Consider the following 18,357-nt stretch of genomic DNA (forward strand, 5'->3'; position numbering starts at 1 on the left):
CATGATGAACGCCCCGTTCCATCTCCACGACCGTCTGGTTCACCGGGCCGCCTTCGAAGATGCGGGAGGCTCCGGCGGTCAGCGAGGTCAGGCCGGAGGCGACCGCCGCCAGCTGGTCGGCTCGGTCGCGGGGGAAGCCTTCGGACATCGCCAGAAGGAGTCCGTCGGCGGAGACCACCACCGTGTGCGACACCCCGGGGGTGTTGTCCACGAAATTCGTGATCAACCAGTTCAGATTCTGCGCCGCCTGGCTCATCGGGCTCAACTAACGCTCCTGCTGGTAAGTCGGGCCTACGCCGCGATCCTGGTTGCCGTCCGGGCCGGTTCCGGCCCGTCGGCCCTGCTGGATCCCTCGGCGAAGGTTGGTCAGTCTCCCGCGCACATCGTCGGGCGCGCGTGACACCTGCGGTCCGGCCGGCCGGGTCTGCTGTTGCTGCGCGGCGCCTTCCACGAGATTCGCGCGGGGCACGCGGCGTGGCAACCCGGAAGACGTCACACCGCCCGCCGCGGGCTCGCGGAGCTGTTCGGCGCGGCGCCAGCGCTCGTCGTTCGGCGACGTACGCCAGTTGGACGCCGGGCCGCTGCCGTTCGCGCCCTGCCCGAAACCGACGGCCCCGGGTCCGGAGCCGTTCGCTCCGCCACCGATGCCGAGGTCGTCCCCGGCGCCCCGGGACTCCCGCTGCGGCTCGCGGCGCGGGATGGGGGGCACGGCGGACGCGGGACGGCCCGCGCCCGGAGGCTCGGTGGTGAGCCGCCGGCCGCTGCCGAGGGTCCCCCCGCCCGATGTCCCGCCCGGCGCCTCGTCCTGGGAGCCGCCCTGATTTCCGCCCTGGGAGCGGAACCAGTCGGACTCGATCGTGTCGAAGATCGGCGTACGGCCGTCGCCGGGCCCCGCGGGCGGGAGCAGGCCGGCCTCGTCGAGGCCACGGTCGCCCGGGCCCTGCGGCAGCGGGAACTCCCCGGTGCCGGAGTTCTGGTCGCGCCCGGCGCCCGGTCCGGCCTGGCCGTACGAGCCGGCGCCGGCCTCAGGACGCGGGGCGTCGAAGTCCGGCCGGGAGAACTCGGCGGTGTCGCCGGGCCCACGGCCACCCTGCCCGGCGGGCTCGCCGAACCGGGGCCGCGGGTACTCGCCGGTGTCGCCGGGGCTCTGGCCCAGCTCGGGGCGGGCGAACTGGCCGGTGTCGCCGGGGCCCTGGCCGAAGTCCGGGCCGGGGAACTGGCCCGTGTCCGCCGGGCTCTGGCCCAGCTCGGGGCGGGCGAACTGGCCGGTGTCGCCGGGGCCCTGGCCGAACTCGGGGCGGGTGAACTGTCCCGTGTCCGCCGGGCCGCGGTCGGACGACGGCGTACGGCCACCGCCCTGGCCGGGCAGCGCGAACTCGCCCGTGTCCCCGGGGCCGCGCCGCGGCTCGAACATGCCCCGGCCCTGGTCCCGGCCCGGCTGGGGCCGGGTGAACGAGCCGGTGGAGTCGGCCTCCTCGTGACCGCGCGGCGCGTCCAGCGCCTCGCGCCCGGTCGGCCAGTCGTCGTCGCCCGCCCGGCGCGCGCCCCAGCTGGTGCCGGGCTGCTGCGGTCCGGGGAGCTCGGGCGCGGCGCCGCGCGTCGGAAGTTGCGGGCGTCCGCCCTGGTCGCCGGGGGAGTCCCCGCGCGCCGGGGCGCCGGTCGGCGGGGCCACGGTCGGGCTCTCGCCCCGCCCGTCGGGGCGGGCGTCGCCGCGCGTGGGCAGCGGGGGACGGCCGGCGAAGTCGCCGGACGGGCCCGCCGGTGCGCCCCTGTGGCTCGGGGGCCGGTTGCCGCCCGCGAAGAAGTTGGGAGTGGAGGGGGCGCCGCCCGGGGCACCCGCGCCCGCGCCCGCCGGACGGTTCGGCAGCCCGCTGCCGGGCAGCGCGGCCCGGGAGCCGGAGCCGGGGACCTGCCGCCGGGAGGGCAGCGAGCCGAGCATCCCGGCCGAGCCGCCCTCGGGGGCGCCGGAGCCGCCGGACCCGCCGGGACCGCCCTGACCCGCGGCGCCGGGCGTCGGAGCGCCCGGCTTGCGCCCGCCCTGGGCGACGTCCACCGGCAGCATGACCAGCGCCGTGGTGCCGCCCGAGTCGGACGGGCGCAGCTGGATGCGGATGCCGTGGCGCAGCGACAGCCGGCCGACCACGAACAGACCCATGCGCCGGGAGACCGACACATCGACGGTGGGCGGGCTGGCCAGACGCTCGTTGATCGCCGCCAGGTCCTCGGGCGACAGCCCGATGCCGGTGTCGTGGATCTCGACCAGCACCCGGCCGTCGGGCAGGGCGTGACCGGTGACCTTGACCTTGGTCTGCGGCGAGGAGAAGGAGGTGGCGTTCTCCAGCAGCTCGGCGAGGAGGTGCACCAGGTCGTTGACGACCCGGCCGGCCACCTCGTTGGTGGGGACGGAGCTGAGCTCGATGCGCTCGTACTGCTCCACCTCGGACGCCGCCGCGCGCAACACGTCGACCAGCGGGACCGGCCGGGTCCACCGGCGGCCGGGCTCCTCGCCCGCGAGGACCAGCAGGTTCTCGCCGTTGCGGCGCATGCGGGTCGCGAGGTGGTCGAGCTTGAACAGCGAGGACAGCTGGTCCGGGTCGGCCTCGCGGCTCTCCAGCTCGGAGATCAGCGACAGCTGGCGCTGGATGAGGCCCTGGCTGCGGCGCGAGAGGTTGGTGAACATCGCGTTGACGTTGCCCCGCAGCAGGGCCTGCTCGGCGGCCAGCCGGACCGCCTCGCGGTGCACGTCGTCGAAGGCCGCGGCCACCTTGCCGATCTCGTCCCGGCTGTGCACACCGACGGACTCGACGGAGGTGTCCACGTCCTGCGGGTCGGACTCCGACAGCTGCTTGACCAGCTCCGGCAGCCGCTTCTGGGCCACGTCCTGGGCGGTGTCCTGGAGCCGGCGCAGCGAGCGGACCATGGAGCGGGCGACGACGAACGCGCCGACCAGCGTGACGCCGAGGACCAGCAGGATCAGGGCGCCGTTGAGGATCGCCTCCTGCTGGGCTTCCGCGCGTAGATCGCGGGCCTTCTCCTGCATCTCGCCGAGCAGCGTCTGCTCGATCCGGGACATCTCATCGATCTTGATGGTGTCCTGGTCGTACCAGTCGATGGCGGTGCGCTTCTCGGCCTGGAGCCCGTTGGGGTCGCGCACCGCGCGGTCGGCGTACAGGGTCGCCGCCTTGATGTCCGCCCGGCTGTCCAGCGGCTCCAGCAGGTCGTCGGAGGAGTCGCTGTCGCGGATCTGGTTGAACCGTCGCAGCGCCTCCTCCTCCTTGTCGACCGCGGTCTTGGCGTAGCGGCGGTCGTTCGCGGAGAAGTCGGGGCTCTTGGGGTCGGCGAGCGCGGCGCTGATCAGCGCGCGCTGGATCGAGGCGTACTCCTTGGCCGAGGCGAAGGTGGCCAGCGCACGAGTATTGTTGATCATGTCGCTGTTGCTGGTGGCCTGGGCCATGTCCTGAGACAGCAGCAGCAGGGAGTTGATCAGCTCGTTGTAGTCCTGGACGGTCAGCGAGTAGTACTGGTGGTCCCGGTAGGCGGCGTCCCGGATCTCACCGATCTTGCCGAGCTGTTTGCTGATGTCGACGAGCGTGGACTGCACACCCGCCAGCGCGGTGTCGCCCGGGTCGAGGTCCTGGGTGGCCGCGTTGAAGGCGGTGATCTCGCGGTCGGTCTTCTCGCGGGTCGCGACGACGCGGTCGTCCTTGGCGTTGCCCTTGCCCGCCAGCGGCGCCGCCGACTTGTCGCGCTCCTCCTGGAGGGCGCTGGCCAGCTGGGTCGCCTGCTGCGTCATCTCGGTCAGCAGCTTCATCCGGTCGAGCTGCTCGATGTTGTCCAGCGAGCTGTTGATGCGCAGCGCGCCCAGGGTCGTCGCGGCGACCACGGGGAGGGCCAGCAGGGAGACCAGACGGGTGCTGATGCGCCAGTTGCGCAGGGCCAGGCGGGCCCCCGGCCCGCTGGGGCCCTTCGCCCTGGGCCGGTCGGCGGGAGCCACGCCACTCGGGGCGCCGGTCTGCGCCCCGGACTCCGGGCTCGGGTCGGTCGTCGGGGCCCGTCCGGTGCCCTGGGCACGCTGGGGGGAGGAGCCGTGGTCGGTCTCACCACGCGGCTCCGGGTCCGCCGAAGCTTCCCCTCGGCCCTGGTGGGCCTGGGGAGACCCCTTACCTTCCCTCTTGAAACGTCCCTGCACTAGTGTCGCAACCTCTGGACCAGGCGCTTCACCGGTAGTGCGGTGAAGCGGTGTCGAGTTGTGGGGGACGGTCGGGCCCCCCGGGTGGTCGTGAGCGACCGGCGCGCTTCCTTCCGTTGTCGAGAAGAGGAGCCACCGCCGCTCGGCGCCTCCCTCTCCTTGCGCCCCCTGCGCGCCGGCTGTGTCCGCGGCGGTCCCGGGAATTCCAGCACAGTGCCGGATGCTGCAACAAGGGCAACGGAAAAGGCTGTGACGCGCGTGACGCTCAGTACGGGTTTTATTACGGGACGTAGAAAGTCATCTCGGCGATAACGGACTTTTTTCCATGAGTTGCCCGCAAACGGCGAGTGTCCGGGTGGCGATGATCAACATCGGAACGTCAGCTTCGGTGTTGCTATGTCGCTTTCGGGAAGTCCGGGCGGGTGCCTTTAATGCGGCATTTGCCCGGTGGCTCGTGAGGAAACTCACAAGCAGATCGCGACTTCTTCGCCGGATCCATGGGCAAAGGGGCCTCTAGCCTGACGCTTTACACAGCCGGTCAAAACGACAACAACACGAGGCATGACTCACGTGAAGACGACGATGATGTTCCGCACCATAGCCAACCCGCGTCGCACCACCCTGGCGCATCTGAAGGACGCCGGCGAGCTGCGGACCGGGGCCGAGGAGCGTCCGGAACACCCCGTCGACCTCCCGACGCAGACGGCGAACCCCAAGCGCACCATCCTGACCAAGGCTCCCAACAGCTGAGCCGGGCGCCGGGCAAGGCACCTCGGGGGCGCGCGGGACGCGGAGCGATAGCCTGGAGCGTCAGTCTCCAGCGAGTCCAGTGAAGAGGCAGCAGCTTCCCGTGCGCATCGCCAGGTTCTCCATCGACGGCAGCGTCGCCTTCGGCGTGGTCGAGGACGGACCGTCCGCCCAGGACGGTCCCGTGATCGACATCATCAAGGGCCACCCCTTCGCCGAGTTCGAGCGTTCGGGCCGGAAAATCCCGCTGAGCGAGGTCCGGCTGCTGCCGCCCGTCCTGCCCAACAAGATCGTCGCGATCGGCCGCAACTACGCGGAGCACGCCGCCGAGCTGGGCAACGAGGTCCCCGACGTCCCGGTCGCCTTCTTCAAGCCGTCCACCTCCGTGATCGGCCCCGGCGACCCCATCGTCTACCCCTCCTTCTCCCAGGAGGTGCACCACGAGGCCGAGCTGGCCGTGGTCATCGGCCGGATGTGCAAGGAGGTGCCCCGGGAGCGCGTCAAGGACGTGATCCTCGGCTACACCTGCGCCAACGACGTCACCGCGCGCGATGTCCAGAAGCGCGAGAAGCAGTGGGCGCGGGCCAAGGGCTTCGACACCTCCTGCCCGCTGGGCCCCTGGGTGGAGACCGGCATCGACCCCGCCGAGATCACCGAGGGCCTGGGCATCGGCTGCACCGTCAACGGGCAACAGCGCCAGCTCGGCCGCACGAGTGAGATGGTCCGCCCGATCGAGGACCTGATCGTGCACATCACGGAGGCGATGACGCTGCTCCCCGGCGACGTCGTCCTCACCGGCACCCCGGCGGGCGTCGGACCGCTCAGCGTCGGCGACGAGGTCGCCGTCACCATCGAAGGCATCGGCACTCTCACCAACAAGGTGATCAAGCGTGGCTAGCGCAACCCCCTCCGCTCCCGTGCGGGTACGTTTCTGTCCCTCGCCGACCGGCAACCCCCATGTCGGCCTGGTCCGTACCGCCCTGTTCAACTGGGCCTTCGCCCGCCACCACGGCGGGACCCTGGTCTTCCGTATCGAGGACACGGACGCCGCCCGCGACTCCGAGGAGTCCTACCGGCAGCTCCTGGACGCGATGCGCTGGCTGGGCCTCGACTGGGACGAGGGCCCCGAGGTCGGCGGCCCGCACGCGCCCTACCGCCAGTCGCAGCGCATGGACCTCTACCGGGACGTCGCGGACCGACTCCTGGCGGGCGGCCACGCCTACCGCTGCTACTGCACCGCCGAGGAGCTGGAGCAGCGCCGCGAGGAGGCCCGGGCGGCCGGCCGGCCCTCCGGCTACGACGGCAAGTGCCGCACCCTGACCGAAGAGCAGCGCGCCGCCTACGAGGCCGAGGGCCGCTCCTCGATCGTGCGGTTCCGGATGCCCGACGAGCCGATCACCTTCACCGACCTGGTGCGCGGCGAGCTGACCTTCACGCCGGAAAACGTGACCGACTACGGGATCGTGCGGGCCAACGGCGCCCCCCTCTACACGCTCGTCAACCCCGTCGACGACGCGCTGATGGAGATCACCCACGTGCTGCGCGGCGAGGACCTGCTGTCCTCCACCCCCCGGCAGATCGCGCTCTACCGCGCGCTCGCCGAGATCGGCGTCGGAAACGGCACCGTGCCCGCCTTCGGCCACCTGCCGTATGTGATGGGCGAGGGCAACAAGAAGCTCTCCAAGCGCGACCCGCAGTCCTCGCTGAACCTCTACCGGGAGCGCGGCTTCCTGCGCGAGGGCCTGCTCAACTACCTCTCCCTGCTGGGCTGGTCGCTGGCGCCCGACCGGGACGTCTTCACGCTGGACGAGATGGTCGCCGCGTTCGAGATCGGCGATGTGAACGCCAACCCGGCGCGCTTCGACCTCAAGAAGGCCGAGGCGATCAACGCGGACCACATCCGGCGGCTGGACCTGAAGGCCTTCATCGAGGCCTGCGAGCCCTGGCTGAAGGCGCCGCACGCGCCCTGGGCCCCGGAGTCCTTCGACGCGGCCGCCTTCGCGGCGCTGGCCCCGCTGGCGCAGACCCGGCTGACGGTGCTGTCCGACATCACCGCGAACGTGGACTTCCTCTTCCTCGACGAGCCGGTGGAGGACGAGGCGTCCTGGGCGAAGGCGATGAAGCCGGGCGCGGACGCGCTGCTGGCCTCGGTCCGCCCCCGGCTCGCCGAGGCCGACTGGGACGCCGAGACCCTGAAGGCCGCGGTCCTCGCGGCCGGCGAGGAGCACGGCCTCAAGCTGGGCAAGGCCCAGGCTCCGGTGCGCGTCGCCGTCACCGGCCGTACGGTCGGCCTGCCGCTGTTCGAGTCCCTGGAGGTCCTGGGGCGCGAGCGCACGCTGGCCCGGATCGACGCGGCCCTGGCGAAGCTGACGGCGTAAGCGCTGCTCGCGAGGCGAGGACGCGGCCACCGGGCTCCGGTGGCCGCTCTCGCCGTCCGTGGCGCGTCGATACTCGTTTTGGTGGCCCGTCCACCATCGGGTAATGTTCTTCCTGCGCCGCCCGGGCGGGCCGAGAGGCCGGACCGGGGCGCACAACCAGACAAAGCCCCCCAGGGGGCGGCGTTTTGGTGGGGTATGGTGTAATTGGCAGCACGAGTGATTCTGGTTCACTTAGTCTAGGTTCGAGTCCTGGTACCCCAGCAAGGGATTTCTCTGGAATTCTTCCGGAAATTCCTTGACCAGCAGGACCAAGCCCCCGTTGTGTAGCGGCCTAGCACGCTGCCCTCTCAAGGCAGTAGCGCCGGTTCGAATCCGGTCGGGGGTACGGATCTCTTCTTCACGGAGACGGAGATCGCTAGGGCCCCCGTTGTGTAGCGGCCTAGCACGCCGCCCTCTCAAGGCGGTAGCGCCGGTTCGAATCCGGTCGGGGGTACTGGTCTATACCATGGGCTATGGTGTAATTGGCAGCACGAGTGATTCTGGTTCATTTAGTCTAGGTTCGAGTCCTGGTAGCCCAGCGCAGTACCCAGGCCCCCGTTGTGTAGCGGCCTAGCACGCCGCCCTCTCAAGGCGGTAGCGCCGGTTCGAATCCGGTCGGGGGTACCTCACGGAAAAGCCCTCCGCGTCTCGCGGAGGGCTTTTCCGCGTCATGAGCCGTCTCGGGAATCGTCCCGGGAGTCCGTGAAACGCCGGCCGGACTCCTCGGTCTCCGCCAGCCGCCGCAGGGCCAGCAGGACGGGCTCGTACAGCACCGTCAGCGCGACGACCGCCTCGATCCGCTCGGTCGGGGAGCCGCCGTACTTCTCGACCAGATCCAGGTCCGCGACGGCCAGTTCGGCGGCCAGACGGGCGTGCAGCGCCAGATGGTCGGTGTCGTGCGGATAGCCGAGTCGCTCCAGCGAGGCGATGGCCGCCACCAGCATCCGGTACGCGGGGGAGGTGGCGCCGAGCTGCCGGCCGTACGTCCAGCCGAGCCGCTCCAGCAGGGCGTCGACCTGGCGGGTCGCCTCCGCGGTCTCGGGGTCGTCCTCGGCTGGCTCGGGGCCGTGCGGCAGCGCCCAGACCGCGGCTCCCATCCGGGTGTTCTGGGACAGCGACTCGTCCTCTGCGGTCTCCAGCACCTCCCGGGCCGTGGCCACCGGCACCCGCCCCACCTGGATCAGCGCCCGCACCAGCCGCAGCCTGCGCAGATGCTCCTCGCCGTACTCGGCCTGGGTGGCGCTGACGCGCTCGCCCGGCGGCAGCAGCCGCTCGCGCAGGTAGTACTTGATCGTCGCGGTGGGCACCCCGCTGCGCTCGCTCAGCTCCCTGAGACGCATCCACTTGCCTTCCTCGTTGGAGAGTGACACTATCCAAGTGTTGGGTAGTGCCGCTATCCAAGCCTAGCGTGGACGCGAGGAACGAGGGGATCACCATGGGTGCCAAGCCGATCACCGGACGCATGACCGCCGACGCCGAGGGCGGGGTCACCGTCTTCATGATCGGTATGCGGATCAACCGCTTCCGCGCGCTGCGCAGCTGGCTGCCGGTGTTCCGGGCGATGCCGCGGATGCTGCGCGAGCTGTCGCGGGACAAGGGCAGCGGCATGCTCGGCTATCAGCTGCTGTTCGGCTCGCCCCGGCTGATCTACGTCGTCCAGTACTGGGACTCCCACGAGAAGCTGCTGGCGTACGCCACGGACCGGGACAAGGAGCACCGCCCGGCCTGGGCCGCGTTCAACCGGCGGCTGCGGGAGGGCCGGGGCAAGGTCGGCTTCTGGCACGAGACATACGTCGTCCCGGCCGGCGCGCACGAGTCCGTCTACATCAACATGCCGGAGTTCGGCCTGGCCAAGGCGACGGCCGTCGTCCCGGTCGGCCGCCGCGGCGAGGGGGCGGCCGACCGGCTCGCCCTGAAGAGCGCCTGAGGGGGCCGCCCGCCGCTCAGTTCCCCCGGCGGAGGGCGTCCGTCAGGCGGGCGGCGGCGTCGATGACGGCCTGGGCGTGCATACGGCCCGGGTGGCGTGTCAGCCGCTCGATCGGTCCGGACACCGAGACGGCCGCGACCACGCGGTTGGACGGGCCCCGTACGGGCGCGGAGACCGAGGCGACGCCCGGCTCGCGCTCGCCGATCGACTGGGCCCAGCCGCGCCGCCGCACGCCCGACAGCGCGGTGGCCGTGAAGCGGGCCCCCTGGAGCCCGCGGTGCAGCCGCTCCGGCTCCTCCCAGGCCATCAGGACCTGGGCGGCCGAGCCGGCCTTCATGGGCAGCGTCGAGCCCACCGGCACGGTGTCCCGCAGTCCGGACAGCCGCTCGGCCGCCGCCACGCAGATGCGCATGTCGCCCTGGCGCCGGTAGAGCTGCGCGCTCTCCCCGGTCACGTCCCGCAGGTGGGTGAGCACCGGGCCCGCGGTGGCCAGCAGGCGGTCCTCACCCGCCGATGCGGCCAGCTCGGCCAGGCGCGGGCCGAGGATGAAGCGTCCTTGCATGTCACGCGCCACCATGCGGTGGTGCTCGAGCGCTACCGCGAGCCGGTGCGCCGTGGGGCGCGCGAGCCCGGTGGCCCCGACCAGCCCGGCGAGGGTGGCCGGACCGGACTCCAGAGCGCTCAGTACCAGAGCCGCCTTGTCGAGAACGCCGACGCCACTAGAGTTGTCCATGAAACGATATTCGCGTCTCACACTGTGAAACGCAAGTTCAATTTACGAGGCGACGCGCCACTCTGTAATGGCGGGCCCGCAGACCAGGGCCCGCAGTACACACGAGCAGGGCCGGCGACGTTGCCGGCCGGAGGGAAAGCGATGGGACGGACACTCGCGGAGAAGGTCTGGGACGACCATGTCGTCCGGCGCGCCGAAGGCGAGCCCGACCTCCTCTTCATCGATCTGCACCTGCTGCACGAGGTGACCAGCCCCCAGGCCTTCGACGGCCTCCGCAAGGCAGGTCGCCGGGTCCGTCGCACCGACCTCACCATCGCGACCGAGGACCACAACACCCCGACCCTGGACATCGACAAGCCGATCGCCGACCCCGTCTCCCGGGCCCAGTTGGAGACGCTGCGCAAGAACTGCGCCGAGTTCGGCGTACGGCTGCATCCGCTCGGCGACGTCGAGCAGGGCGTCGTCCATGTCGTGGGCCCCCAGCTGGGACTGACCCAGCCCGGCACCACCGTCGTCTGCGGTGACAGCCACACCTCCACCCACGGCGCCTTCGGCGCGCTCGCGTTCGGCATCGGCACCAGCCAGGTCGAGCACGTGCTGGCCACCCAGACGCTGCCGCTCGCGCCCTTCAAGACCATGGCGATCACGGTCGAGGGCGAGCTGCCGGAGGACGTCACGGCCAAGGACCTGATCCTGGCGATCATCGCCAGGATCGGCACCGGCGGCGGCCAGGGCTATGTCATCGAGTACCGGGGCCCGGCCATCGAGAAGCTCTCGATGGAGGCCCGGATGACCGTCTGCAACATGTCCATCGAGGCCGGCGCCCGGGCGGGCATGATCGCCCCGGACGAGACCACCTTCGCGTACCTCGAGGGCCGCCCCCACGCCCCCCGCGGCGCCGACTGGGACGCCGCCGTGGAGTACTGGCGCACGCTGCGCACCGACGACGACGCGGTCTTCGACCGCGAGGTGGTCATCGACGCCGCCGGGCTCGCGCCGTTCGTCACCTGGGGCACCAACCCGGGCCAGGGCGCGCCGCTGTCGGCCAGCGTCCCCGACCCCGCCTCCTTCGAGGACGCCAGCGAGAAGCTCGCCGCCGAGAAGGCCCTGGAGTACATGGGTCTGACGGCCGGTCAGGCGCTGCGGGACATCAACGTCGACACCGTCTTCGTCGGCTCCTGCACCAACGGCCGCATCGAGGACCTGCGCTCCGCCGCCTCGGTCCTGTCCGGCCGTTCGGTCGCCGACGGGGTGCGGATGCTGGTCGTCCCCGGCTCCGTACGGGTCGCTCTCCAGGCCGTCGAGGAGGGGCTGGACAAGGTGTTCACCGCGGCCGGCGCCGAGTGGCGGCACGCGGGCTGCTCGATGTGCCTGGGGATGAACCCCGACCAGCTCGCCCCCGGCGAGCGGTCGGCGTCCACCTCCAACCGCAACTTCGAGGGCCGGCAGGGCAAGGGCGGCCGTACCCACCTGGTCTCCCCGCAGGTGGCCGCCGCCACCGCGGTCCTCGGCCATCTGGCCTCGCCCGCCGACCTGTCCGACGCCGACGCAACCGTTCCCGTGGGGGCCTGAGCAGACATGGAAGCATTCACCACGCACACCGGCCGGGCCGTCCCGCTGCGCCGCAGCAATGTGGACACCGACCAGATCATTCCCGCGCACTGGCTCAAGAAGGTCACCCGCGACGGCTTCGAGGACGGACTCTTCGAGGCCTGGCGCAAGGACGCGGACTTCGTGCTCAACCGGCCCGAGTACAAGGGCGCGACCGTGCTGGTGGCCGGCCCCGACTTCGGCACCGGCTCCTCGCGCGAGCACGCGGTGTGGGCGCTGCAGAACTACGGCTTCAAGGCCGTCATCTCCTCGCGCTTCGCCGACATCTTCCGCGGCAACTCCCTCAAGAACGGCCTGCTGACGGTGGTGCTGCCGCAGGAGACCGTGGACCGGCTGTGGAAGCTGATCGAGTCTGACCCGTCGGCCGAGATCACCGTGGACCTGGTCGACCGCCAGGTTCGAGCCGAGGGAATCACGGCTGATTTTGAGCTTGACGAGAACGCTCGGTGGAGGCTCTTGGAGGGGCTGGACGACATCAGTCTCACCCTCCGGCAGGAGGCCGACATCGCCGCGTACGAGGCGCGGCGGCCGACCTTCAAGCCCACCACGGTTGAGGTCTGAGACCCCCGGGTCTTCCCTGTACAGAGCATGTTTGACACGATGCGTCGCCAGTCCCCGGACCGGCGGCGCATCGGCATGTTGAGGCCCCCTGAAGCGACAACTCGCCGCAGATGGCACAATCAGTGCATGGAACGCGACGCCCAACTCGAGCTCTACGGGCTTGTCGCGGACCGGCTCAAGGAAGCGCACACAAGGGTGCGCTCGCTGCAAGTCCCGGAGGGCGTACGGATGGCGCTGTCCCGGAAGCTGCTGGTCATCACGGCCGCGGCGAAACACGATCTCGCGGACGCGGCAAGGCGTCTGGAGCGGTTGATGCGCGACCTCGACGAGGGACGTTTCCCCCAAGATCCCGACTCCGGCGGAAGTCCATGACATCCGAGTGCGTTGCGGCACAAGGGTGATAAGCCCGTTTCGTGTTTGATTTGCGGTATATATCTGCCTAACGTGCGAAAAAGCTTGAACACATTCGTTCCGGCAATGTCTCCGAAGGGGAAGACGTGAACAAGGCGCAGCTCGTAGAAGCGATTGCCGACAAGCTCGGCGGCCGGCAGCAGGCCGCCGACGCGGTCGACGCGGTACTGGACGCGATGGTCCGTGCGGTCGTCGCCGGGGAGCGAGTTTCGGTCACCGGATTCGGCTCGTTCGAGAAGGTCGAGCGTCCGGCTCGTTACGCCCGCAACCCGCAGACCGGGGAGCGCGTCCGGGTCAAGAAGACCTCGGTGCCCCGCTTCCGCGCGGGCCAGGGGTTCAAGGACCTGGTGAGCGGCTCGAAGAAGCTCCCGCGGGGCGGCGAGGTGGCCGTGAAGAAGGCCCCCAAGGGCAGCCTCCAGGCCGCGGCGAAGAAGGCGGCCGCCAAGAAGGCCACGGCGAAGAAGGCCGCCGCCCCCGCCGGCAAGAAGGCGGCGCCCGCCAAGAAGGCCCCGGCGAAGGCGGCCCCGACGGCGAAGAAGGCGCCCGCGAAGGCGGCGGCGAAGAAGGCCACGGCCAAGAAGGCCGCCCCCGCCAAGAAGGCGACGGCCAAGAAGGCTCCGGCGAAGAAGGCTCCGGCGCGCAAGACCACCGCCAAGAAGACCACCGCCCGGAAGCGCTGATCCGCCGGTCGGCGGCATCCAGGACGGGCGTCACGCGCCGGGCCGGGCTCCTGTGGGGAGCCCGGCCCGCGGTGCGTTCAGAAGGTCTGCAGGGTCACCAGGACGACCCGCCGTCCCTCGGGAGCCCCTTCGGCGGGCTCCACCTCGATCCGCACCCGCTGCCCGGGCCGCAGCAGCCGCAGGCCCCCGGCGTCGAAGGCCGCCGCGTCGAAGGGCAACAGGGTGCCGTCGTCCAGCAGCACGCTGCCGGCGCGGGTCTCGGGGTCGTACGTGTACGCGGTCGCCTGCATGGGGCCAGCCTATGGCTTGCTGCGGCACTCTTTGCTGGGACTCGGGTCCGCCTTGGCGAGTGAGCCGAAGGGGCGCGCCGCCCGCGCCGGAGGCGCTCATGTCACCGTGAAAGGGAGAGCGCGCGGAGGCGGCGATCCATATGCGGCTACCGCCGCGTGGTCGACCGTCGACAGGGGCTAAGGCGCCCCGGAGGAGAACCGAGCCCTGAAAAAGCGGGCGTGCTGAGCCGTGTGGGGGCCCACGCCCAGGGCCAGGGCGGCGCGCAGGTCCTCGGCGGTGTCCACGTCGCGCCGCACCGAGTCGACCCCCCGCAGCCCTATCTCCCGCGCCCCCGACGCCCGGTGCCTGGCCCGGGACGCCCCCCCGAACGCGGGGGACAGCTCCACCCCCGGCGCCGCCGCGAGCAGCGTCGTGCCCACCCCCGCCGCGTCCGCCAGAAAGGCCCGTGGAAACGCGGAGGCGGCCTCGAGTACCTGCTCGAGTTCCGCCGGCCGCAGGGCGGGGAGATCGGCGTTCAGAGCCGCCACAGCGGCCGCGGGGGACTGCCGGCGCACGGCGAGGGCGCCCTGCGCCAGTGCCGCGTTCAGACCGCCGCCCGGCGGGTCGGGGAGGACGCGGGCACCGAGGGCCGACAGCTCCCGCGCCGCGAGCGGGTCGTCCGTGACGACCGTCACCCCGCGCACCGCCCGGCACGCCAGCGCCGCACCCACCGTGTCCTGCGCGAACGCGAGCGCGAGCCCCGGCCGCACATGGTCCGCCGCGGCGTCGGCCAGCCTGCTCTTGGCCCGGGACAGGGGCTTGAGCGGCACCACCAGCGTCCACGCCACACGGGCTCCATCGCTTCCCACGAACGTCATTCTCGCCTGCTGCCGGGGCTACCGGGGACGGACGGGGTTACGGTGTCCTCGACAGACCGGGTACCTGGGGCGACACTTGTGCGGCTGCCCGGACGGCAGCAAAGCCAGCAGGTCAGCAGGGTCCAAGAGGAGGATGTTCCGAGTGTCCGGCCGCAGAATCGGCTTCTGGTACCGCATGGCGGCAGTCCTGGTGAAACCGCCCCTGGTGGTCCTCTTCAAGCGGGACTGGCGTGGAATGGAGCACATTCCCGCCGAGGGCGGATTTATCACCGCGATCAACCACAACTCACATCTCGATCCCTTCTCGTACGCCCACTTCCAGTACAACACCGGGCGGGTGCCGCGCTTCCTCATCAAGGCCGGCGTCTTCAAGGGCGGGTTCGTGGGCGCCTTCCTGCGCGGCACCGCGCAGATCCCCGTCTACCGGGAGTCCACCAACGCGGCCAACGCGTTCCGGGCCGCCGTGGACGCGGTCAACAAGGGCGAGTGCGTGGCCTTCTACCCCGAGGGCACCCTCACCCGCGACCCCGACCTGTGGCCCATGCGCGGCAAGACGGGCGCCGCGCGCGTCGCGCTGCTCACCAAGGCACCCGTGATCCCCGTCGCGCAGTGGGGGGCCAACGAGGCGCTGCCGCCCTACGCCAAGCGGCCGCGGTTCTTTCCCCGCAAGACGCTGACCGTGCACGCGGGCCCGCCCGTGGACCTGTCCGCGTACTACGGCAAGGAGCCCACCGCCGAGGTGCTGCGGGCGGCCACCGACGACATCATGGCGGCGGTCGCCGAACTCCTCTCGGAGGTGCGCGGGGAGCCCGCCCCCGCCGAGCGCTACGACTACCGCCCCGGCAAGTCCCGCGCCGCGGAGAACCGCCCCGGCAAGCCCCGCGCCGCGGAGAAACCCCCCGTGGCCGATGAGGAGAGCAAGTGACGCGCTGCGCCGTCTACGGCACCGGCTCCTGGGGCACCGCCTTCGCGATGGTGCTCGCCGACGCGGGCTGCGAGGTGACGCTGTGGGGCCGCCGGCCCGGCCCGGTGGAGGCCATCAACACCACCCGCACCAACCCCGACTACCTGCCGGGCACCGAACTCCCGCGGTCGGTGCGGGCCACCACCGACCCGGCCCTGGCGGCCCGCGGCGCCGAGTTCACCGTCCTCGCCGTGCCCTCCCAGACGCTGCGCGGGAACCTCGCCGCATGGGCGCCGCTGCTGCCCGCCGACACGGTGCTCGTCTCCCTGATGAAGGGCGTGGAACTGGGCACCGCCAAGCGGATGAGCGAGGTCGTCGAGGAGGTCGCCAAGGCGTCCCCGGAGCGGGTCGCCGTGCTCACCGGCCCCAACCTGGCCAAGGAGATCGCCGCCCGCCAGCCCGCCGCCTCGGTCGTCGCCTGCCGTGACGAGGCCGTGGCGCGCCGCCTCCAGGCCGCCTGCCACACCCCGTACTTCCGCCCATACACCAACACCGACGTGGTCGGCTGCGAGCTCGGCGGCGCGGTCAAGAACGTCATCGCGCTCGCCGTGGGCATCGCTGACGGCATGGGGCTCGGCGACAACGCCAAGGCGTCGCTGATCACCCGGGGCCTGGCCGAAACGACCCGGCTGGGACTGGCCATGGGCGCCGACGCCCACACCTTCGCGGGCCTGGCGGGCATGGGCGACCTGGTCGCCACCTGCTCCTCGCCGCTGTCCCGCAACCACACCTTCGGTACCAACCTCGGCCGGGGCATGACCCTGGAGCAGACCATCGCGGTCACCAAGCAGACCGCCGAGGGTGTCAAGTCCTGCGAGTCGGTGCTCGACCTCGCCCGGCGGCACGACGTCGACATGCCGATCACCGAAACCGTGGTGAGCGTCGTGCACGACGGCAAACCACCGTTGGTGGCGCTGAAAGAGTTGATGTCCCGCAGCGCCAAGCCCGAGCGGCACTGACGCGCCCGGGACCGCAAGGTAACCTCAACGCGTTATGAGCAGCCAGAGCCCCGCCCCCAGCCCTGTCCCGCCCTCCTCCGGAGGGGAGCCGCGGAAGCCGCGCGTGGCCGTCGTCTTCGGCGGCCGCAGCTCCGAGCACACCATCTCGGTGGTCACCGCCGGCGCGGTGCTGCGCGCCATCGACCGCGACAAGTACGACGTGCTGCCGATCGGGATCACGAGCGACGGGCGTTGGGCCCTGACCGCCGACGAGCCCGAGCGGATGGCCATCGCCGACCGGGTGCTGCCCAGCGTCGAGGGCCTCGCCGAGACCGCGGAGGGCTCCGTGCTGCTCCCGGTCGAGCAGGGGAACCGCGAGGTCGTCTACGCCGAGCCGGGCGCGGTGCCCAAGGCGCTCGGCGAGGTCGACGTGGTCTTCCCCATGCTGCACGGCCCCTACGGCGAGGACGGCACCCTCCAGGGGCTGCTCGAACTCTCCGGCGTGCCCTATGTGGGCGCGGGGGTGCTCGCCTCCGCCGTCGGCATGGACAAGGAGTACATGAAGCGGGTGTTCGCCTCCTTCGGGCTGCCGGTCGGCCCGTACGAGGTGATCCGCCCCCGCGAGTGGGAGCAGGATCCCGCCGCCGCGCGCAAGAAGATCGTCGACTTCGCCGGTGACCACGGCTGGCCGGTCTTCGTGAAGCCGGCGCGCGCGGGCTCCTCCATCGGCATCTCCAAGGTCGAGGACCTGGCCGGCCTCGACGAGGCGATCGAGGAGGCGCGGCGCCACGACCCGAAGATCCTCGTCGAGGCGCTGCTGCGCGGCCGCGAGATCGAATGCGGGGTGCTGGAGTTCGAGGACGGCCCGCGGGCCAGCGTGCCCGCCGAGATCCCGCCGGTCTCCACCCACGACTTCTACGACTTCGAGGCGAAGTACATCGACGCGGCGGACGGCGTGGTGCCCGCGCCGCTCACCGAGGAGCAGACCGCGCGGGTGCGGGAGCTGGCGGTGCGGGCGTTCGAGGCGGTGTCCTGCGAGGGCCTGGTCCGCGCCGACTTCTTCCTGCTCGACAGCGGCGAATTCGTGATCAACGAGATCAACACCATGCCCGGCTTCACGCCCATCTCGATGTACCCGCGGATGTGGGAGGCGAGCGGGGTGAGCTACCCCGAGCTGGTGGACCGGCTCATCCAGGCCGCGCTGCGCCGCTCGACGGGGCTGCGCTGACCCATGGGAAGGGCCCCGGGCGGCGAGCCCGGGGCCACGGCCGGGGGTACCTCCCAGCGGTAGCTGGGGGCGAACCGAAGGGGCGCGCCGCCCGCGCCGGAGGCGCTGTTGTCACCGTGAAAGGGAGAGCGCGCGGAGGCCCCGAGGCTGCAGTCGATTTGCGGCTCCGCCGCGCGAGGGGCCGAGGCTGCCATCGATATGCGGCTACCGCCGCGTGGTCGACCGTCGACAGGGGCTGAGGCGCCCCGGAGGCGAACCGAGCCGCAAAAAAAGGGGGGGCGCTCAGACCACGCCGGGGGGCACGGTCTTCTTGACGGCTTTCGCCAGATCGACAAGCGGGTTGACCTCCGGCGCGTACTTGCCGGGCACCGTCACCTCCACGTACGCCTGCCGCAGCACGGTCGTGAAGCGGTAGCCGTCGTCCAGCCGCTCCGGAAGCCACTGCACGCCGTCGATCTCGGCCGACGCGGCGTACGGGTCGTAGCGCTCGGTGCCGACCGTGAGAGCGGCGGGCTTGTCGACCCCGCAGCGCAGCTTCACCGCGGGGTCGCCCCAGGCGGCGGTGAGCTCCGAGGCGGGCTCGGGGACGCGCCGCTCCAGCCCGTTCACGGTCTTGGGCAGTTCCCTGTGCAGCGCCCGGCACAGCGCCGCCGTCCTCGCCGACGGCTTGGGAACCGCGAGGGACAGCGAGCCGTCGGAGCCGCCCAGGAGGGAGCACCCCGCCGCCGACAGCACGAGCAGCGCCACGGCCGCGGACGTGGTGACCCCGCGGCGGAGGCGGCTACGGTGTGCGGAATTCACGG

The 18,357-nt window shown here is 71.6% G+C and carries 18 protein-coding genes and 5 tRNA genes; 16 read left to right on the forward strand and 7 right to left on the reverse strand.

Annotated features, from left to right (window positions below):
• Both BBH68_RS21765 and BBH68_RS21770 read right to left on the reverse strand, forming a co-directional pair.
• A partial coding sequence (locus BBH68_RS21765; RefSeq protein WP_170066586.1) for a roadblock/LC7 domain-containing protein occupies positions 1-256 on the reverse strand: 256 nt, incomplete at its 3' end.
• Positions 257-265: 9 nt separating this feature from the next.
• The gene (locus tag BBH68_RS21770) at positions 266-4,189 is read right to left on the reverse strand and encodes a sensor histidine kinase (RefSeq protein ID WP_065965096.1); all 3,924 of its coding nucleotides are present in this window, start codon (positions 4,187-4,189) and stop codon (positions 266-268) included.
• Positions 4,190-4,759: 570 nt separating this feature from the next.
• Here BBH68_RS21770 and BBH68_RS21775 point away from each other — a divergent pair.
• From BBH68_RS21775 to BBH68_RS21810, 8 genes are all read left to right on the forward strand, one after another.
• The gene (locus BBH68_RS21775) at positions 4,760-4,939 is read left to right on the forward strand and encodes a hypothetical protein (protein ID WP_065965098.1); all 180 of its coding nucleotides are present in this window, start codon (positions 4,760-4,762) and stop codon (positions 4,937-4,939) included.
• Positions 4,940-5,039: 100 nt separating this feature from the next.
• Positions 5,040-5,834 (forward strand): fumarylacetoacetate hydrolase family protein, encoded by a 795-nt coding sequence (locus BBH68_RS21780; RefSeq protein ID WP_065965226.1) that lies wholly within the window; start codon positions 5,040-5,042, stop codon positions 5,832-5,834.
• Positions 5,827-7,314, forward strand: coding sequence for a glutamate--tRNA ligase (gltX, locus tag BBH68_RS21785; protein ID WP_065965099.1), 1,488 nt, complete (start codon positions 5,827-5,829; stop codon positions 7,312-7,314). The genes BBH68_RS21780 and gltX overlap by 8 nt, the downstream gene beginning before the upstream one ends.
• A gap of 189 nt (positions 7,315-7,503) precedes the next feature.
• Positions 7,504-7,575, forward strand: a tRNA-Gln gene (locus BBH68_RS21790).
• 51 nt (positions 7,576-7,626) lie between these two features.
• Positions 7,627-7,699 (forward strand) — tRNA-Glu (locus BBH68_RS21795).
• A gap of 35 nt (positions 7,700-7,734) precedes the next feature.
• Positions 7,735-7,807, forward strand: a tRNA-Glu gene (locus BBH68_RS21800).
• Between the two features lie 13 nt (positions 7,808-7,820).
• Positions 7,821-7,892, forward strand: a tRNA-Gln gene (locus BBH68_RS21805).
• A 12-nt stretch (positions 7,893-7,904) separates the two neighbouring features.
• Positions 7,905-7,977, forward strand: a tRNA-Glu gene (locus BBH68_RS21810).
• Positions 7,978-8,021: 44 nt separating this feature from the next.
• Here BBH68_RS21810 and BBH68_RS21815 read toward each other — a convergent pair.
• The gene (locus BBH68_RS21815) at positions 8,022-8,693 is read right to left on the reverse strand and encodes a MerR family transcriptional regulator (protein ID WP_065965101.1); all 672 of its coding nucleotides are present in this window, start codon (positions 8,691-8,693) and stop codon (positions 8,022-8,024) included.
• Between the two features lie 95 nt (positions 8,694-8,788).
• Between BBH68_RS21815 and BBH68_RS21820 the strand changes: the two genes are divergently transcribed.
• Complete coding sequence (locus BBH68_RS21820; protein WP_174589067.1) at positions 8,789-9,280, forward strand: DUF4188 domain-containing protein; 492 nt, start codon at positions 8,789-8,791, stop codon at positions 9,278-9,280.
• Positions 9,281-9,296: 16 nt separating this feature from the next.
• Here BBH68_RS21820 and ndgR read toward each other — a convergent pair whose 3' ends face one another.
• Positions 9,297-10,013, reverse strand: a complete 717-nt coding sequence (gene ndgR, locus BBH68_RS21825; RefSeq protein WP_065965103.1) for an IclR family transcriptional regulator NdgR — start codon at positions 10,011-10,013, stop codon at positions 9,297-9,299.
• A 141-nt stretch (positions 10,014-10,154) separates the two neighbouring features.
• On the opposite strand from ndgR, the gene leuC reads away from it, so the two are divergent.
• The 4 genes from leuC to BBH68_RS21845 all read left to right on the forward strand — a co-directional run bounded on the left by leuC (position 10,155) and on the right by BBH68_RS21845 (position 13,276).
• Positions 10,155-11,585 (forward strand): 3-isopropylmalate dehydratase large subunit, encoded by a 1,431-nt coding sequence (leuC, locus tag BBH68_RS21830; RefSeq protein ID WP_065965105.1) that lies wholly within the window; start codon positions 10,155-10,157, stop codon positions 11,583-11,585.
• A gap of 6 nt (positions 11,586-11,591) precedes the next feature.
• Positions 11,592-12,185 carry a 3-isopropylmalate dehydratase small subunit gene (leuD, locus tag BBH68_RS21835; RefSeq protein WP_065965107.1) on the forward strand — a complete coding sequence of 198 codons (594 nt, stop codon included), beginning with the start codon at positions 11,592-11,594 and terminating at the stop codon, positions 12,183-12,185.
• 126 nt (positions 12,186-12,311) lie between these two features.
• A complete protein-coding gene (locus BBH68_RS21840) occupies positions 12,312-12,557 on the forward strand; it encodes an SCO5555 family protein (protein ID WP_065965109.1) in 246 nt (81 codons plus the stop codon).
• A 125-nt stretch (positions 12,558-12,682) separates the two neighbouring features.
• Positions 12,683-13,276 (forward strand): HU family DNA-binding protein, encoded by a 594-nt coding sequence (locus BBH68_RS21845; RefSeq protein ID WP_065965111.1) that lies wholly within the window; start codon positions 12,683-12,685, stop codon positions 13,274-13,276.
• A 77-nt stretch (positions 13,277-13,353) separates the two neighbouring features.
• Here BBH68_RS21845 and BBH68_RS21850 read toward each other — a convergent pair whose 3' ends face one another.
• Complete coding sequence (locus BBH68_RS21850) at positions 13,354-13,566, reverse strand: hypothetical protein (RefSeq protein WP_065965112.1); 213 nt, start codon at positions 13,564-13,566, stop codon at positions 13,354-13,356.
• Positions 13,567-13,743: 177 nt separating this feature from the next.
• A complete protein-coding gene (gene cofC, locus BBH68_RS21855) occupies positions 13,744-14,394 on the reverse strand; it encodes a 2-phospho-L-lactate guanylyltransferase (RefSeq protein WP_065965113.1) in 651 nt (216 codons plus the stop codon).
• A 172-nt stretch (positions 14,395-14,566) separates the two neighbouring features.
• On the opposite strand from cofC, the gene BBH68_RS21860 reads away from it, so the two are divergent.
• From BBH68_RS21860 to BBH68_RS21870, 3 genes are read left to right on the forward strand one after another with little or no spacing between them, the layout of a single operon-like run.
• On the forward strand, positions 14,567-15,349 hold the full coding sequence (locus BBH68_RS21860; RefSeq protein WP_065965115.1) for a lysophospholipid acyltransferase family protein: 783 nt from the start codon (positions 14,567-14,569) through the stop codon (positions 15,347-15,349).
• Positions 15,346-16,347: an NAD(P)H-dependent glycerol-3-phosphate dehydrogenase gene (locus tag BBH68_RS21865; protein ID WP_065965117.1), complete on the forward strand. Its 1,002-nt coding sequence runs from the start codon at positions 15,346-15,348 to the stop codon at positions 16,345-16,347. The genes BBH68_RS21860 and BBH68_RS21865 overlap by 4 nt, the downstream gene beginning before the upstream one ends.
• Before the next feature lie 34 nt (positions 16,348-16,381).
• A complete protein-coding gene (locus BBH68_RS21870; RefSeq protein ID WP_065965122.1) occupies positions 16,382-17,554 on the forward strand; it encodes a D-alanine--D-alanine ligase family protein in 1,173 nt (390 codons plus the stop codon).
• 282 nt (positions 17,555-17,836) lie between these two features.
• Here the strand turns inward: BBH68_RS21870 and BBH68_RS21875 are convergent, their stop codons facing one another.
• On the reverse strand, positions 17,837-18,355 hold the full coding sequence (locus tag BBH68_RS21875; protein WP_065965123.1) for a DUF3515 domain-containing protein: 519 nt from the start codon (positions 18,353-18,355) through the stop codon (positions 17,837-17,839).
• Between the last annotated feature and the right edge of the window lie 2 nt (positions 18,356-18,357).

Source organism: Streptomyces sparsogenes, assembly GCF_001704635.1.
GTDB lineage: Bacteria > Actinomycetota > Actinomycetes > Streptomycetales > Streptomycetaceae > Streptomyces > Streptomyces sparsogenes.